The following is a 15,354-nucleotide window of genomic DNA, read 5'->3' as shown; positions in this document are numbered from 1 at the left end:
TACCAAAAAGTCTTTTTCGCCATGGGATTTTATTCATAGAGTTGATTTTCTGTTAATCATGAAGGAAATCAACAATGACCTCAGCCATTACTGTTGCCCATGGCGACTTTGATCAATTAGATGTTCATCCCGTAGCCGGAAACATTGGTGCGGAGGTTCGTAATATTTCCCTGTCTGCCGACCTGAGTGATGACGTTATTCAGCAGATAGAAAATGCACTGGTAAAATATAAGGTTTTATTTTTCCGTCGTCAGCATCAGTTAACGGATGAAGCGCATCAGGCATTTGGTGCTCGTTTTGGAAAAATCGTTGCGCATCCAACGGTTCCCTCGCCAGAAGGCACTAAATTATTTGAGCTGGATGCCTCCAAAGGCGGCGGGCGCGCTGACTCCTGGCACACCGACGTGACTTTCGTTGAAGCCTTCCCCAAAATATCGATCCTGCGCGGTGTGACCATCCCGGAATATGGTGGGGATACCGTCTGGGCAAATACCGCGCGGGCTTATGAATTATTGCCTGAAGCCCTAAAACAATTTGTCGGGACATTACGCGCGGTGCACACGAATAATTATGATTATGCTGCTGAGCGCCTGGAAACCGATGAAAAGCGTTTGCATCATCATAAAAAGGTCTTTGTCTCTTCAGTATGGGAAGCGGAACACCCTGTTGTTCATGTTCATCCGCTGAGCGGGGAGCGGGTGTTATTACTCGGCCATTTTGTGAAAAACCTGGTGGGATTCAGTAGTCGTGAATCCGCGCAGCTTTTTGAGCTATTGCAAAACCGAATCATCCGTCTGGAAAATACCGTGCGCTGGCAGTGGCAGCAAGATGACGTGGTTATCTGGGATAACCGCAGCACGCAGCACTACGCTGTTAACGATTACGGCACGCAGCCTCGCGTGGTGCGTCGGGTAACGGTGGAAGGTGAACCCGCTGTAGGAATTGACGGTAGCCGTAGTCGCACGGTGGCGCGTCCACAGGATGCGGTTAATGAAGTGCCTTCTGACAACCTGACTGCGGATGTGAAATATGCAGCGTCGTGATTTGTTAAAAGCGATGGCGGCATTCGGTGTGTATAGCATGGTGCCTGCCATCGCCCGTGGCGCGAATACGGCGCGCAAATATGCGGGCGTCACGCTCAATGTTTCCACCTTCAGTACCGCCTGGCCGCAGCTTATCCGACAATGGCTACCGGAATTCGAAGCCCTGACCGGCGCGCGGGTACAACTGGATACGCCTGCTTTTCCGGTCTATAACCAGCGCGCCGACCTGGAGTTATCGACCCGCGGGTCCGCCTACGATGTAGTAAATGTCACCTTTATTTACACCAGCCGCTGGATCAATGCAGGCTGGCTGACGCCGCTGAATGACTTTATCGCTAATCCCAATCTGACCCCCCCGGACTGGGGCTTACAGGATTTCCTGCCCGCTACGCTTGCCGCAGAAACCGGGCGCGACGGACAACTCTATGGTATTCCCTATGTTGTGGAAGCCATGCTGGCGGGGGCCTCGCGCTACGATTTGATCCAGCAGGCGGGGCTGGAATTTCCAACAACCACCGATGAACTGGTCAACGTCTTACAGGCGGTGAATAAGAAACAACGCGTGGCGGGTTACGTCACCGATAACCACTATGGCTGGACTTTTATTCCTTATCTCCAGGCGTTTGGCGGCAATGTCTTCCGTGCGCCACCGGACGATTTGTTTCCCACGCTGGATACGCCGCAAGCCATTGCGGCGGCGGATTATTTTGCCCGGCTTATCCGTGATTTCGGACCTAACGGCGGCATTACCTACACCGCCGATCAGTCGCTACAGGCGCTTAAACAGGGGCGGGTTAACTTCTCTGATGCCAGTCAGACGTATCTGGCGCAGCTCGGTAATGTGCAAAGCTCACGCACCGTTAAGACCTCGCACTTTGGCCCGATGGTAAGGGGACCTGAAGGCGCGTTTCCCGGCATGGCAACACATGCGCTGGGGATACCGGCGGGGGCGAAAAATAAGGAAGCTGCTTGGGCCTTTATCCAGTGGTCACTGTCAAAAGCGATGACAGCTCGCGCGCTGGCGGCAGGTTACGGCTCGCCGACCCGTCGCAGCGATATTGATTCTCAGGTGTTTCGCAGCAAGCAGGTGATCAACGGCGTGGATTTGGCGCAGTTGTCCATCGACGCGATTGATCGGGCAGGACAGGGTGGCTACATGAAATACCGTACCGTGGAATTTTACCCGCAGGTCGATCAGCAACTGAACAAAGCCATTGCGCTTATCGTCTCCGGCCAGCTATCTGCCAAAGCGGCAATGGCTAAAGCGCAGGCGGGCACAGTGGCCGATTTACGACGCGCGGGCGTGAAATTGTGAGGGGGCGAAAATGGCGTCATCACTAAGCTGGCGGGTGCGCCAGCGTAATGCCTGGTTACTGGGTCTCGCGCCATCGTTGATCGTACTGACGCTGCTCACCCTGGTGCCTGCCACGGCGCTGCTGGTGACCAGTCTGACGCCGTTCAGTCTGACAGATCCTGTGACCACGTTCACCTTTACCAACCCGCTGGTTAACTATCAGCAACTACTGCACGATGAACGTTTTCTCGGTTCGCTGGTGACACAACTCAAGTTGTCGGTGGTCAGCGTTTTTTTCCAGGTGCTGATAGGTTTGCTGCTCGCGCTGCTGCTGAACGGGACGTCACGCTGGCTTAACGGCGTGCGAACCCTGCTGCTGATCCCAATGGTTCTGCCGCCCATCATCGTGGCGCTGATCTGGAAAATCATTTATACCCCGGATATCAGTCCCCTGCATCAGGTACTGGATCGCCTTAACTTGCCGCTGGACTCGCTGATTGCCAATCCTGACACGGCGCTGTGGGCCATTGCGCTTGCCGATATCTGGCAATGGTTTCCTTTTACCATGTTAATGGTGCTGGCGGCACTGCAAATGGTCCCTAAAGATCCGCAGGAAGCGGCGAGCCTGGACGGGGCCTCAGCGTTTAACATTTTTCGTTTTATCGTCCTGCCACACCTCAAGCCGGTTCTGGCCGTCTGTGTTTTATTCCGCCTGATCGACAGTTTTAAGGCATTTCCGCTGATTTATATTCTGACCGATGGCGGGCCAGGTTCGGTGACGGAAGTGACTAACTACTACGGCTTCATTCAGGCCTTTAACTTTTCCTGGTGGGGATACGGCAGCGCGATCGCGGTTGTTATTCTGGTCGGTGTTTTCATTTTAAGCTGGCTGATTGGCCGGGCGGGGTGGAATGATGACAGTGCAACACACTGATGTGCGGCCACAGGCCAAGGTCACCGCGCGGCGTAAAAAATGGCGGCTGAAGGGTACGCGAACGTTTCTGGCGCTGGTGGTGTTAATCGTCTTGCTCGCCCCGTTTTTGTGGATGGTCATTATGTCTGTGCGACCAGCCCTGGATGCCTTTGAACTGACGCTGTGGTTTACGCCAACGCTTGAGGCTTATCGCGCGCTTATCGCCGGTAACTTCCTTCAGCCGTTTGCTAACAGCCTGATGGTCAGCGTTGTATCGACGGTGTTTTCACTGCTGCTGGGCGTGCCTGCCGCATGGGTACTGACGCGCTGGCGTTTTCGCGCGCGCCGCTACGTGGCGCAGTGGATACTGGTTACCCGCATGGCACCGCCTATCGCTTTTACCATCCCGTTTTTCCTTGCCTGGCGCTGGCTGGGCTTGCAGGACACCATCGCCGGGCTGGCTATTGTTTATCTGACGTTTAATCTGGCAATCGTCATCTGGCTGATGCAAACCTTCTTTTCTGCCATTCCGGTGGTGCTGGAAGAAGCGGCCTGGATGGACGGCTGCCCGCTGTGGCGCAGTTTCTGGCATATCTCGCTGCCGCTGGTCAAACCGGGCCTCGCGGCGACGGCCATCCTGTGTTTCATCTTTTCGTGGAATGACTTCTTCTTTGCGCTGATCCTCACGCGTACCAACGCCATTACCGCACCGGTCGCGATTGTGAATTTCCTGCAATACGAGGGTTGGGAATGGAGCAAAATCGCCGCCAGCGGCACGCTGGTGATGCTGCCGGTCGTGGCATTCACACTGCTGGTGCGCCGCTATCTGGTACACGGCTTAACTGCCGGAGGCATTAAGGATTAACTATGGCAACGCTGAAACTACATAATATCAGTAAAACCTTTAACGGTCAGACCATCATCCCGGATCTGAACCTGACCATTCAAGGCGGCGAGTTTATCGCTCTGGTCGGCCCTTCCGGCTGTGGAAAATCGACGTTGTTACGGATGATTGCCGGGCTGGAAAGCGTTGACGGCGGAGAGATGGTGCTGGAAGGCGAGGTGATTAACGATCTCTCACCGCAGGATCGCAATATGGCGATGGTGTTTCAGAACTATGCGCTGTATCCGCATATGACGGTCGCCGAAAACCTCGGCTTCTCGCTTAAAATGCAGCGTGTGCCCGCCTCGCAAATTGATCAACAGGTGCGGCAGGCGGCGGAGACGCTGGGACTGACAGCCTTGCTGACCCGTAAACCCGCCCAGCTTTCCGGCGGACAGCGCCAGCGGGTTGCGATGGGACGGGCGATATTGCGCCACCCGCGCGTGTTTCTTTTCGATGAGCCGTTATCAAACCTCGACGCGAAGCTGCGTGTGGAGCTGCGCAGCGAAATCAAAGCGCTTCACCAGCGGCTGAATACGACCATGATTTATGTCACTCACGATCAAATCGAAGCCATGACCATGGCAGACCGGATTGTGGTTTTACGTGACGGGCATATCGAGCAGGTCGGCACTCCGCTGGAGCTGTATGACCGTCCGGCCAATGCATTCGTGGCAAGTTTTATCGGATCGCCTTCGATGAATCTGTTCAGTGGACGCGTTGAGCAGCAGGGCGTTGTTGTAACGGATGACGGCATAGCGCTGCCGGTGAGGCAAGGCGCGGGCGTGGATATCGGGCAGCGCGTTGTTTACGGTGTCCGCCCGCAGCATTTTATCCTGACGGCGGAGGCGGCGATTGATGCGCAGGTTAACGTGGTCGAACCGACCGGCTCCGAAACCCAGATCCTGCTCAACATCGGTCAGCAAAAAGTGACTACGCTGTTTCACCAGCGCGTGACAGCCACGCCTGGTGAAACGCTGAAAATTGCGCCTGACGCCCGCCATGCCCATCTTTTTGATGCAACCAGCGGGCTGCGGTTGAATTAAGGCGTTATACCATGGAATTATGCCTGGCGGCGCTTCGCTTGCACAGGCCTGTGGATAGAGCATAACGCATTGATATTCAATGTTTGGTTGGCCGGGTAAGGCGAAGCCACCACCCGGCCATACGGCGTAAAAAAAGCAAAATCAGGTTGGCCATCAGTCTGAGGTGCCCGGGTGCGTCTTAGTTCTTAACGATATAATAATTAAATCCTGACCTACTCTCTGAGGATTTTTACCCGCGCTGACCATATAAAACTGATTTGCGCAGTGTACTGCCTTTAATGAGGCATATTGCACAGCGTTATACATGCTATAAACCGAGTTGGTCCTTCATGTGCTTTTCTTCAATCGCTTTAGCGATGGCATTTCTCATGACCTTCAGAATGATACCGCTGAACATAGCCGTTAAACCGATGGTAAAGAAAGCCGTGACCGTAAGGTCTACTAACCAGAATTCTGAATGAACAAGAACGGGTCGGTAGAGGGCTACACCGGCAAAAACGACCCAGTGGCTGAAACAATAAAAACAACTGAAAAGATAGCCCGCCATGGCATTTTTTTTGACTACCCATTCCCGTAGCGGACGGAACATTTCCTGTTGCGTAACGGTGATGGAAATACAGCTGGACACCAGGGCAATGACCAGACAAAGCCAGAACTGTTCTAAAACGTAAGCGAATGACATAGAAAACTCTCTCTGCATAGATTTCATGTAATAACATAAGATATATGATATGCTTCCTTTCATGCAATAACAAAAGTTACATGATTGATGATGCATTGGGCAGGGATAAGTGAGTAAGGATTACCGGCTATCTTGTACGTAAGCTGTGCTGAAGATGGCTACTGAGCTCAGATTCAACCATCCGTTTTCCTGATGCCGAGGGTCAAATCAAAAGGCATCAGTAAGAATGGTGCACTGACATCTTATATCTTAAATATCGACTTGATTATTTTATGTGATTTTTAATATCAGGCTTTGAACGCTTGCAGTTCTGATAATTCCACATGCAATTCCTCTTGCTGAGAAAAAGCATCCAGCAAATAATCAACAACAACGCGTACACGTGGGGCAATAAGGGCACGATGCGGGTATTGCAATGTCATTGCAAAACTTCCGGGATTATGGATATCGTATAGCAGCACCTTTAGTTGCCCGGTCACCAGATATTTCCAGGCCAGGTGCACGCCCACATTCGCTACACCAACACCAGAAACCGCCATTTGCGTCAAGATTTCCGGTGAGGAAAGCGTCATTAGTGCCGACTGAGTATCCAGGGTGAGACTGCTTCCATTCTCAGTATTGAAAATCCAGGGAACGGTTTTTCCCCCCAGGAAACGCCGTGTCAAGAGTTTGTGGTACATAAGATCAGTGGGTAATTTCGGTACACCATATTGTGCAAGATAAGCAGGGGAGGCAACCAGAATCCGATGAAGCTGACAAACCTGCCGGGAGATGAGGGAAGAATCGGTAATCTGACCGCCTCTGAACGCGATGTCATATTTATCATGGACAAGATCAATAATGCGGTCATCAAAATACTCCGGCTGACAGATAGCGCCCATCTGTGGGCAGTATGATGGTTATGCACCAGCCCAACTCTTTTACTGCGCTATCCGGTATGTTGATTCAGTAATTGTTATGTTATAACATTCAATATTAACCAAGGGGAGACATCTTGAGTGGGTCTGCCAGCAGGTTTTGCGGACGAAACGGTTAAATTGCTGCGGCTGAGCAATCAGCGTTGAGACAAGACGAATGGCGCAATTATGCAGAATGGATTCGTTTACTGCCAGGGAACGGACAATCCTATAGGTATCCGGCATCTGATGCTGAGACTGACGGCAGGACTGAGTAGTAAAAACAATATCAGGCAGGAACAATGTGAAGCGTACTACAGTAAATAGTCCGGTGATAAAAGATGCCTCGGGTTCTGACGAGATCGTCCTCAGCGTCAATATTCAGTCTTTACCGCACCCGGATGGCGGTGAACTCCTTTCAGATATTCATTTTGAGGTCCGGGCGGGAGAGTGTCTGGCCATCGTCGGTCCTAACGGTAGTGGTAAAACCTCTTTACTTCGGGCAATAAGCCAGGAGCTAACGCTTCTGAATGGCGAAATTCGGTTAATGGGTCACGACATTTCAGCGCTATCCCGCCAGCAGCGAGCCAGGCTGGTTGCTGTTCTGGCACAAAGTGACACCCCCGATATAAGGCTGACCCTGGAGGATTATGTGACTTTGGGGCGAATCCCCTACGCACGGGATCTGCCGCGCCATGTGCATGATGAAATTGTAGCCAAAGCGATAAATGAAACCGGATTACAACCGTTACGCAGGCGATCGCTGTCTGCGCTTTCCGGCGGAGAAAAACAGCGGGCAGCGCTTGCGCGGGTACTGGCTCAGACACCTGAGCTGGTGCTGCTTGATGAACCTACCAACCATCTCGATCCTCTTGCGCGAGTGGAATTACTTTCGTTGGTGAAAAATAAGGGGATCACGGCAGTGGCGGTACTGCATGAGCTTTCACTGGCAGAGTCATTTGCTGACCGGATTCTTCTGTTGTCGCAAGGCCGGTTGATTGTCTGTGACGCCCCTGAGCGGGTATTGATATCCGAATATCTTTATCCTGTTTTTGGCTTAACCAGCTTTACCGTGCCCCATCCCGATACCGGCAAGGCGTTGCGTATTTTTGAAGTTCCTCACTGTGCCTAAATTAAATGGCTGAGAAACCATAATGAAAAAAATCGTAGTAAGTTTAATGTTGTTGATATCCGTTTCTGCCGCCAGCGCGGCTGATTTTCCTGTCACCATTGAAAGTTGTGGAACTCCAGTGACATTCACTGAACCACCGAAAAGAGCCATTATTAACGATCTTAATATGTCAGAAATGGCGTTCGCGCTGAATTTGCAGGATCATATCGTTGGGCTGACCGGAATCAGCGGCTGGTACAAAATGACGCCGGAATTTAAACAGGCGATGGGGACGATCCCTGAACTGGCACCGAAGTATCCCTCACTGGAAACATTACTGGAGGCTGAGCCTGATTTCTTCTTTGCTGGCTGGAATTACGGTATGAAAGTGGGTGGCGAGGTGACACCGTCCTCACTTAGCAAATATGGTATCAAAACTTTTGTCCTGAGTGAAAGTTGCGTGCATACCGCTGCACACAAACAAAAAGCCACGATGGACCTGCTTTATAACGACGAACTGACCCTGGGAAAAATCTTTGGCAAACGAAGTGACGCTCAGGCACTGGTAAGTGGCTGGAAGAAAACCCTGAGCGAGCTCCCCCAACCCACTAAAGGAAGCCATCCGCTGAAAGTCTTTGTCTATGATTCAGGCGAGGACAAACCGTTTACCAGCGGTAAATATGCAATGCCTACTGCCATTATAGAAGCGGCTGGCGGTAAGAATGCAATGGAGAGTCTGGATACCAGTTGGGGAACCACTTCATGGGAAAGTGTGGCTGCTACTGAACCGGATTTTATCATTCTGCTGGACTATCAGACAGGAAGCGGGGCAGATGCGCTGCGTCATTTTCTGGAAAATCATCCATTGATGAAACTGACGCCAGCTGTTAAACATCAGCGTTATCTGAAGCTGCAGTACACGGAACTGACGCCTGGCCCGGCCAATATTCATGCCATTGAGAAACTGGCTCAGGCGATGTATCCGCAGGCAGACCAATAATGTCAAAATGGTGCCGTTACCACTGGGCGATGTGGGTTGCTGTGGTGGTGCTGATCGGGCTGATGCTGTTCAGCATTGCCACTGGAACAGTTTCATTATCACTAATGCAGGTGCTGGGCGCATTAAAGCTGGTGGATGTTCCTGTGTCAGAGATGATCGGCAAGATTGTGACTGATTTACGTGTCCCGAGGACGCTTCTTGCCGTCCTGACGGGCGCAGGTCTGGCGATGGTTGGTGCGCTCCTGCAAACCACCACGCGTAATGATTTAGCCGATCCTTTTCTCTTCGGTTTGTCATCCGGTGCGTCTGCCGGGGCGGTACTGGTAATTACGCGTTTTGGTGACAGATTGGGTCCATTAACGCTTCCTGTATCGGCATTTGTCGGCGGGATCTGCTCCGCGATAGCAGTGATATTGTTGTTCCATTTTAAGAAGCAGCGTGGTGCTGAGCATCTGGTCCTTTGCGGACTCGCGATCTCTTTTTTATTTGGTGCGTTAACAAGTTATCTGATTTTTTCAGGCGATCAACGCGCGGCCAGCTCAGTGCTATTCTGGTCACTTGGCGGTCTGGGACTTGCCAACTGGGGAAATCTGCCTTTTGCCTTATTCAGTCTGGTACTGCTGAGTGTCTTTGTGCTCCTGCGCTGGCGTTCGCTGGATGGTGTCCTGGCCGGTGAACAGACTGCCGTGTCTCTGGGGATCAACGTCAGTCGCCTGCGTATGGAAATCTTCCTTTGCTGTGCGCTGGCAACGTCTTTTCTGGTGGCATTAACTGGCGTAATTGGTTTTGTCGGGTTGATGGTGCCACATGTATGTCGGCATTTTTCGGGTGTTAAGCATCTGCGGTTACTACCTCTGTGTGGCATCTGGGGCGCTGTTCTGTTATGCGGTGGTGATATTGTGAGCCGTACAATACTGGCTCCCCAGGAGCTGCCTATTGGCATCATTACCGCAGGGATTGGTGGGTTGTTTATTATTACCTTGCTCACCAAATCAGGTTCATGAAGGTTTTATAAATATCATGTATCGGGGCAAACAGTCGCTAGACCAGGGTCTTTGCCTGATGAATGTCAGGCAGAGTAACTGCAAATTACGCCATTAACGGTCAAGGCGCTTTCATCATATACGGCCGACATTCAGCGATGCCTGCCGTATGGGAGGCAACCACAAGTGATCCTGGCGCACTATCTCCGTGCAGCTTTTGTAGATTAAATTAACGATGCGCGCAGTTGCCGGTATTTTCCCGGAGAATGATATTCCAGGGCACCGTGCGAGTGGTTTAAATGGTAATGTGTGAACGCTGCAATAGAGTACTGCAGTGCTGTTAGCACACCCGGTTTTGCCACGTACGTGATGTCATCCACTATCATTGTTTTCATGCACTGCTCTAACACTCGTGTGAGGTTTTTAAACTGGACTGGCAGTGGGGGCAGATAACACTCATTTCAATGTGATCATTCTTTATCATATATCCTGATTTATCTGTGATTTTTTTTAAAATGTCTTTAAAAGTACTGTCAGAAATTTCTTTCACAGAACCGCAATCAGAACAGACCATATAGATACTCGTTTTTTCATTGATACTTTCTTTTTTAACGATAAATTTACTTTTACTTTCAATTTTAATAATGAGTCGGGTTTCTAGCAAAAAATTGAGGGAGCGATAGATGGTTGCTGGCTGTGCCTGCGGGTTGTGACGCTTCATCATATCGAGTATCTGGTAGGCACCAATACCTTGATCCTTTGCGCGGTAAACAAAAAGATAAACAAGCTGACGCAGAGGTGTAAAACGAAAGCGCTGACCGCTTTGTACCGGCTTGAGTTGATCCAGCATACTACGCTCTGATGCAGAAATAATAACCCCGGTTTTTGCATGCAGCCAGGCTGGTGTCGTTGTTTTTTCAGTCATCTTACTTGTTTTCCCTCGCCATGCAGGCCGAATCCTCACCCCATCTGTTCGTAACCAAAACCTCTGGCAGTGTTAAATCATTACTGAACAGGCATAGCAAGGCTAATGTGTTTATGTTACGTTATAACATAACATAAAGGGGTGTGAGGCGCGAATGTTTGACAGACTTGAAAAGGCGAATGCGGGGCAGTTTTTCCCTTTAGATCAAATAATGCCGGTTATTCCCTGGGGCAATACAAGGCTTATTGCAGCGGTCGCTCAGCAATATAACACCGGCGAGGTACTGATGCTGGCCTGGATGAGCCGACAGGCGCTGGAAGAAACGATCGCCACGGGGTTTGCGTGTTACTGGTCCAGGTCACGACAAACATTATGGCGTAAAGGTGCGACATCAGGATGCAGGCAAAAAATACATGACATCCGACTTGACTGTGATGGTGACGCATTACTGCTGTTGGTTGATCAGACTGGCGGAGCCTGCCACACGGGACGGCGTAGCTGTTTCTACAACGCTATTCGTGGAAAAGAGATAGTTGTGCTCACTAATCCAGGTAAGCCCACTTCAGAGACGTAATATTTCGAGGAGATGTGAAAAGATGTCAGAAATAATTGAAACCCTAACAAAGGATAATCGCCTGCCCGTCACTGTATTATCAGGTTTTCTGGGCGCAGGGAAAACAACCTTACTTAATCACATCCTTAATAATCGGGAAGGCAGACGTGTCGCCGTGATCGTCAATGATATGTCGGAAGTGAATATTGACGCCGCTCTGGTCAGAGAAGGGGGCGCTGAACTTTCCCGTACCGATGAAAAACTGGTCGAAATGAGTAATGGGTGTATTTGTTGCACGCTTCGTGAAGATCTCCTGCTTGAAGTTAACCGTCTGGCGAAAGAAGGCCGTTTTGATCAACTTGTTATTGAGTCTACCGGTATTTCTGAGCCGCTGCCTGTCGCTGAAACGTTTACTTTTGCGGGTGACGATGGCGAAAGCCTTTCAACCGTCGCTCGCCTTGATACGATGGTCACCGTTGTTGATGCCTTCAATTTTCTGAATGATTATGGCTCGGAGGACAGTATTCAGTCACGGGGAGAATCTCTGGGGGAGGGCGATGAGCGTAATGTGGTTGATCTGTTAATCGATCAAATCGAATTTTGTGATGTGCTGATACTTAATAAGGCTGACCTGATCAGTGAAGCGCAAAAAGCACAGCTGATGGCAATTTTGCGCTCACTTAATCCGCGCGCAAAAATTGTTGTTTCACAGTTCGGTCAGGTTCCTCTGGATGAGGTATTGAATACCCGACTGTTCGATTTTGATAAAGCGGCCGAGGCACCAGGATGGCTTAAAGAACTGCGTGGCGAGCATACCCCGGAAACTGAGGAGTATGGGATCACCAGTTTTGTATTTCGTGCCCGTCGCCCCTTCCATCCAACCCGATTCTGGCAGGTGATGGAAAATGACCTGAAGGGCGTTGTCAGATCCAAAGGTTACTTCTGGCTGGCAAGCCGTTCCGCTTTCGCCGGGTCATGGTCTCAGGCGGGGGGTGTGGCAAGGCAGGGGCTGGGAGGGATGTGGTGGGCGAGTGTTCCAAAAGAGCGCTGGCCAGAGGATGATGAATCTCTGAAATTTATCATGTCCAACTGGGTCGAAGGTATTGGTGATGCCAGACAGGAGCTGGTCTTTATCGGGATGAACATGGACGAACCTGCGCTGCGTTCCAGGTTGAATGCAGCACTGTTAACGGATGAAGAGATGACTGAGGGGCCACAAAACTGGTGTCTCTATCCTGACCCCATTGAACCCTGGTTTGACAATTAAATGAAAGATACCCGGCCCGTGCCGGGTATCAAGTGCGGTCATTCTTGCGAAAGTTCTTCTTGTGCCTTTTTTAACCAGCCAATAATACTCTCAAGATGAAGGTGGCCGTAGAGCGAGGCGAAGTGTCGGGTCTCCTGGTTTTTAGGATCTTCAAGTACTGCGAGACGATGTGAAAGAAACGCCTGGGTATACGTCCCACGGTCAGGACGGCCTCGTGGATGCGACGGGTTATGTTTTGAACGAGCCGACAAAAGACGTTCTTACCCGGCAGGCGCTGGCGCATGCCGAAGCGGGAGCCGATATCGTCGCACCCAGCGATATGATGGATGGCCGCATCGGACATATTCGCCAGGCATTAGAAACGCAGGGCCTGTTTAATACCCAAATCATGGCGTATTCAGCGAAATATGCTTCGAATTATTACGGTCCCTTTCGCGAGGCCACTCAGTCTGCGGCGGCTCTTGGTAAACGCGACAAAAAAACTATCAGATGGACCCGGCAAATGCGAGGGAAGCCCTGCATGAAATTGCCCAGGATATACAGGAAGGGGCAGATATGGTGATGGTTAAACCGGGTATGCCTTATCTGGATATTATCCGGGAAGCCAGCAACACCTTTGCTGCCCCTGTTTTTGCCTATCAGGTTTCTGGCGAATACGCGATGCACATGGCCGCTTTTCGACAAGGCTGGCTGGACAAAGAAAAAACAGTGTTTGAATCCCTTATTTGCTTCAAACGTGCCGGAGCAAGCGGCGTACTGACTTATTTTGCCGGTCAGGTTGCGCAATGGCTTAAGCAACATAAAGGAGAATACTGATTTTGTAATCAGTAAAACTCTTCACTGCCCGGCATGATAACAACACAGTACACACGTGATGAGCCGGGAAAATTCTATACTTTATTGCTCATGCTGATGGTGAATGACACTGAATCATGGCTATCAGCAAAACAACGATGAGGACGTTATTATGGTTAAAACCAGCACGTTTGTTTCCGCACCCTTGAAGCACGTCGTATTAAATGTATTGGGTGGAGAATCACAAGACAGTATGGTGTCGGGCAACTGATATAAAGGAGCCGGGAATGTCGGTCAAAAAAATAGCAGTTATCGGTGCCGGTGTGCTGGGGCTCTCTGTGGCCCGCTCCCTGGCGCAACAGGGAGCAGACGTGACGGTTTTTGAGCGCAGCCATGTGGGGGCGGGGACAAGCAGCACGACGTTTGCGTGGATTAATTCAAATGGCAAAGCGCCGGAAAGCTATCATCACCTCAATGCGCTGGCTATAGCAGAGCATATCCGATTACAGCAGGAGCGGACGACAGAAGGTCAGTGGCTTAAAAGGACAGGGACGTACGAATGGGCTGTTGCGCCATCAGATCAGAAGCGGTTGCAGGAGCGCGTCAGTCGCCTTGCGGCACTAAACTATCCGGTTAAGCATCTTTCCAGGGATGCGCTTAAGCGCAGCGTCCCTGAAATCCGTGTCGACCCTCATGCCAGCGATATCTGGCATTTCCCTGGTGAATGCTTACTGATTCCTTCCGCTTTTATGGCATGGCTGATTTCTGAACTTCACGTTTACAATGCCTTACTCAGAACCCAAAGCGAAGTAATTGATTTAACCGAAACCGAAAACGGGGCAGGGATCGTTCTTGCGGACGGTGAACGCTGGCAGGGGGACTGTGTGGTCATTGCGGCGGGGAGATGGTCTGCTGAATTGACCGCGCTTGTGGGTCAGCAACTGGCGATGATCGATCCGAATCAGCCCAATAAAATCGCCTGTGGTTTTTTAGCTTATACGCGTCCGGTATTAACCCAGTTACAGGCGAATCTGATTACCCCGGGATTAAATGTCCGGCCAGAAGGTGGAGGGCGTCTGTTGCTTCAGTCTCCAGACCTGGACAGTTTTGCTAATCCGGCAAGCCCGGCACAGGTTGATAGCTATATCGGTCATGAAATGCTCAGACGGCTGCGAAAACTGTTCAATAATATGGAGCCAGCACAGCTGGAACATATCGCGGTGGGGCAGCGTTGTCGTCCGGCGGATGGCCTTCCGGGAATCGGTTATCTCTCAGACCGACGGCGCGTTTACCTGATGGTCACGCACAGTGGAATGACGCTGGCACCCTTGCTGGGCAGGCTATGTGCGGATGAGATTATTCAGGATAATCGTTCCTCACTTATGAGTGATTTTTCTCCTCAACGATTACTTGGCAAAAGGGCTGAGGATTTTCCTGGATTTTCAACATTACACTTTCCTGCCGCTCAATAGTGTTGCGTGGTGATTTAGTTGATGAGTTGTGACCCCAGGCCTGCCCGCTATGGACAGGTCCTGGTGTGACGGGTAAGGGGAAGTCAGGTCGGTCTTTTACCTTCATATCCTATTTTGCTTGGATGGAAATGTGATGTTATTTCATAACTTCATGGCGTATGATGATGGCTATATGAAAAGTAACTGCAAATGTTTTTGCCTGAAAAACAGAGGTTGATATGAAAATCAGTAAGATAATTGCGTTGTCTCTGACCATGGCCTCTACTCAGGCTCTGGCCTTTCAGGCAAAAGACGCCTTTGACGCAGATCGTGCAAAGCAACCCTTACGCGCCGTTGAAGAAAACGTCATCGGCAATTTTTACCATCATTATGGTGCACAAAACCAGGCCATTAACCTGGCCACGGGCACCTGTGCCGCCGTACCGGTGGCCGGATGCGGTTGCCCCTTCTGTTCAATGTTGCGCAGTCAGAAGGTTTAAGGGCTACGTCAT

General features: G+C 50.8%; 15 protein-coding genes and 1 pseudogene. 13 read left to right on the top strand and 3 right to left on the bottom strand.

The features are described 5' to 3' along the window. Positions 1-74 precede the first annotated feature (74 nt). The 5 genes from CHU32_RS00285 to CHU32_RS00265 are packed head-to-tail and all read left to right on the top strand — an operon-like array spanning position 75 to position 5,179. Positions 75-1,043, top strand: coding sequence for a TauD/TfdA dioxygenase family protein (locus CHU32_RS00285; RefSeq protein ID WP_103674100.1), 969 nt, complete (start codon positions 75-77; stop codon positions 1,041-1,043). Then, the gene (locus CHU32_RS00280; protein WP_103674099.1) at positions 1,030-2,358 is read left to right on the top strand and encodes an ABC transporter substrate-binding protein; all 1,329 of its coding nucleotides are present in this window, start codon (positions 1,030-1,032) and stop codon (positions 2,356-2,358) included. The genes CHU32_RS00285 and CHU32_RS00280 overlap by 14 nt, the downstream gene beginning before the upstream one ends. Positions 2,359-2,368: 10 nt before the next feature. Continuing rightward, entirely contained in the window at positions 2,369-3,271 is a 903-nt protein-coding gene (locus CHU32_RS00275) for a carbohydrate ABC transporter permease (protein WP_103674098.1), read from the top strand. After that, complete coding sequence (locus CHU32_RS00270; RefSeq protein ID WP_103674097.1) at positions 3,249-4,115, top strand: carbohydrate ABC transporter permease; 867 nt, start codon at positions 3,249-3,251, stop codon at positions 4,113-4,115. The genes CHU32_RS00275 and CHU32_RS00270 overlap by 23 nt, the downstream gene beginning before the upstream one ends. A 2-nt stretch (positions 4,116-4,117) precedes the next feature. Then, positions 4,118-5,179 (top strand): ABC transporter ATP-binding protein, encoded by a 1,062-nt coding sequence (locus CHU32_RS00265; RefSeq protein ID WP_103674096.1) that lies wholly within the window; start codon positions 4,118-4,120, stop codon positions 5,177-5,179. A 307-nt stretch (positions 5,180-5,486) separates the two neighbouring features. On the opposite strand, the gene CHU32_RS00260 is transcribed toward CHU32_RS00265, so the two are convergent. Further along, positions 5,487-5,861 (bottom strand): hypothetical protein, encoded by a 375-nt coding sequence (locus tag CHU32_RS00260; protein WP_103674462.1) that lies wholly within the window; start codon positions 5,859-5,861, stop codon positions 5,487-5,489. 287 nt (positions 5,862-6,148) lie between these two features. After that, on the bottom strand, positions 6,149-6,742 hold the full coding sequence (locus CHU32_RS00255) for a substrate binding domain-containing protein (protein ID WP_103674095.1): 594 nt from the start codon (positions 6,740-6,742) through the stop codon (positions 6,149-6,151). A gap of 319 nt (positions 6,743-7,061) precedes the next feature. Here CHU32_RS00255 and CHU32_RS00250 point away from each other — a divergent pair, with 319 nt between their 5' ends. Genes CHU32_RS00250 through CHU32_RS00240 form a run of 3 tightly spaced genes read left to right on the top strand, consistent with a single transcriptional unit; the run spans position 7,062 to position 9,872 of the window. Further along, positions 7,062-7,889, top strand: a complete 828-nt coding sequence (locus CHU32_RS00250; RefSeq protein ID WP_103674094.1) for an ABC transporter ATP-binding protein — start codon at positions 7,062-7,064, stop codon at positions 7,887-7,889. A gap of 22 nt (positions 7,890-7,911) precedes the next feature. Then, positions 7,912-8,868 (top strand): ABC transporter substrate-binding protein, encoded by a 957-nt coding sequence (locus CHU32_RS00245; protein ID WP_103674093.1) that lies wholly within the window; start codon positions 7,912-7,914, stop codon positions 8,866-8,868. Continuing rightward, the gene (locus tag CHU32_RS00240) at positions 8,868-9,872 is read left to right on the top strand and encodes a FecCD family ABC transporter permease (protein ID WP_103674092.1); all 1,005 of its coding nucleotides are present in this window, start codon (positions 8,868-8,870) and stop codon (positions 9,870-9,872) included. Before CHU32_RS00245 ends, CHU32_RS00240 begins: the two co-directional genes overlap by 1 nt. Positions 9,873-10,254: 382 nt before the next feature. Here CHU32_RS00240 and CHU32_RS00235 read toward each other — a convergent pair whose 3' ends face one another. Then, positions 10,255-10,776, bottom strand: a complete 522-nt coding sequence (locus tag CHU32_RS00235) for a Fur family transcriptional regulator (protein ID WP_103674091.1) — start codon at positions 10,774-10,776, stop codon at positions 10,255-10,257. 154 nt (positions 10,777-10,930) lie between these two features. Here CHU32_RS00235 and hisI point away from each other — a divergent pair, with 154 nt between their 5' ends. From hisI to CHU32_RS00210, 5 genes and pseudogenes are all read left to right on the top strand, one after another. Beyond that, positions 10,931-11,350, top strand: a complete 420-nt coding sequence (hisI, locus tag CHU32_RS00230; protein ID WP_103674090.1) for a phosphoribosyl-AMP cyclohydrolase — start codon at positions 10,931-10,933, stop codon at positions 11,348-11,350. 22 nt (positions 11,351-11,372) lie between these two features. Next, complete coding sequence (gene zigA, locus CHU32_RS00225) at positions 11,373-12,596, top strand: zinc metallochaperone GTPase ZigA (RefSeq protein ID WP_103674089.1); 1,224 nt, start codon at positions 11,373-11,375, stop codon at positions 12,594-12,596. 187 nt (positions 12,597-12,783) lie between these two features. Then, positions 12,784-13,412, top strand: a pseudogene (gene hemB / locus CHU32_RS00220) (porphobilinogen synthase); the annotation flags it as partial. A 266-nt stretch (positions 13,413-13,678) separates the two neighbouring features. Then, positions 13,679-14,863: an NAD(P)/FAD-dependent oxidoreductase gene (locus CHU32_RS00215; RefSeq protein WP_103674088.1), complete on the top strand. Its 1,185-nt coding sequence runs from the start codon at positions 13,679-13,681 to the stop codon at positions 14,861-14,863. A 218-nt stretch (positions 14,864-15,081) separates the two neighbouring features. Then, positions 15,082-15,342 (top strand): hypothetical protein, encoded by a 261-nt coding sequence (locus CHU32_RS00210; protein ID WP_103674087.1) that lies wholly within the window; start codon positions 15,082-15,084, stop codon positions 15,340-15,342. Positions 15,343-15,354 lie beyond the last annotated feature (12 nt).

It is taken from the genome of Superficieibacter electus, from assembly GCF_002915575.1.
Taxonomy (GTDB): domain Bacteria; phylum Pseudomonadota; class Gammaproteobacteria; order Enterobacterales; family Enterobacteriaceae; genus Superficieibacter; species Superficieibacter electus.
Note: the sequence above shows the minus strand (reverse complement) of the source record. Positions and strands in the feature narration are given on the sequence as shown.

Coding starts and splice junctions, on each gene's coding strand:
- CHU32_RS00285 (WP_103674100.1), top strand. CDS start 75: ATGACCTCAGCCATTACTGTTGCCCATGGCGACTTTGATCAATTAGAT.
- CHU32_RS00280 (WP_103674099.1), top strand. CDS start 1,030: ATGCAGCGTCGTGATTTGTTAAAAGCGATGGCGGCATTCGGTGTGTAT.
- CHU32_RS00275 (WP_103674098.1), top strand. CDS start 2,369: ATGGCGTCATCACTAAGCTGGCGGGTGCGCCAGCGTAATGCCTGGTTA.
- CHU32_RS00270 (WP_103674097.1), top strand. CDS start 3,249: ATGATGACAGTGCAACACACTGATGTGCGGCCACAGGCCAAGGTCACC.
- CHU32_RS00265 (WP_103674096.1), top strand. CDS start 4,118: ATGGCAACGCTGAAACTACATAATATCAGTAAAACCTTTAACGGTCAG.
- CHU32_RS00260 (WP_103674462.1), bottom strand. CDS start 5,861: ATGTCATTCGCTTACGTTTTAGAACAGTTCTGGCTTTGTCTGGTCATT.
- CHU32_RS00255 (WP_103674095.1), bottom strand. CDS start 6,742: ATGGGCGCTATCTGTCAGCCGGAGTATTTTGATGACCGCATTATTGAT.
- CHU32_RS00245 (WP_103674093.1), top strand. CDS start 7,912: ATGAAAAAAATCGTAGTAAGTTTAATGTTGTTGATATCCGTTTCTGCC.
- CHU32_RS00240 (WP_103674092.1), top strand. CDS start 8,868: ATGTCAAAATGGTGCCGTTACCACTGGGCGATGTGGGTTGCTGTGGTG.
- CHU32_RS00235 (WP_103674091.1), bottom strand. CDS start 10,776: ATGACTGAAAAAACAACGACACCAGCCTGGCTGCATGCAAAAACCGGG.
- hisI (WP_103674090.1), top strand. CDS start 10,931: ATGTTTGACAGACTTGAAAAGGCGAATGCGGGGCAGTTTTTCCCTTTA.
- zigA (WP_103674089.1), top strand. CDS start 11,373: ATGTCAGAAATAATTGAAACCCTAACAAAGGATAATCGCCTGCCCGTC.
- CHU32_RS00215 (WP_103674088.1), top strand. CDS start 13,679: ATGTCGGTCAAAAAAATAGCAGTTATCGGTGCCGGTGTGCTGGGGCTC.
- CHU32_RS00210 (WP_103674087.1), top strand. CDS start 15,082: ATGAAAATCAGTAAGATAATTGCGTTGTCTCTGACCATGGCCTCTACT.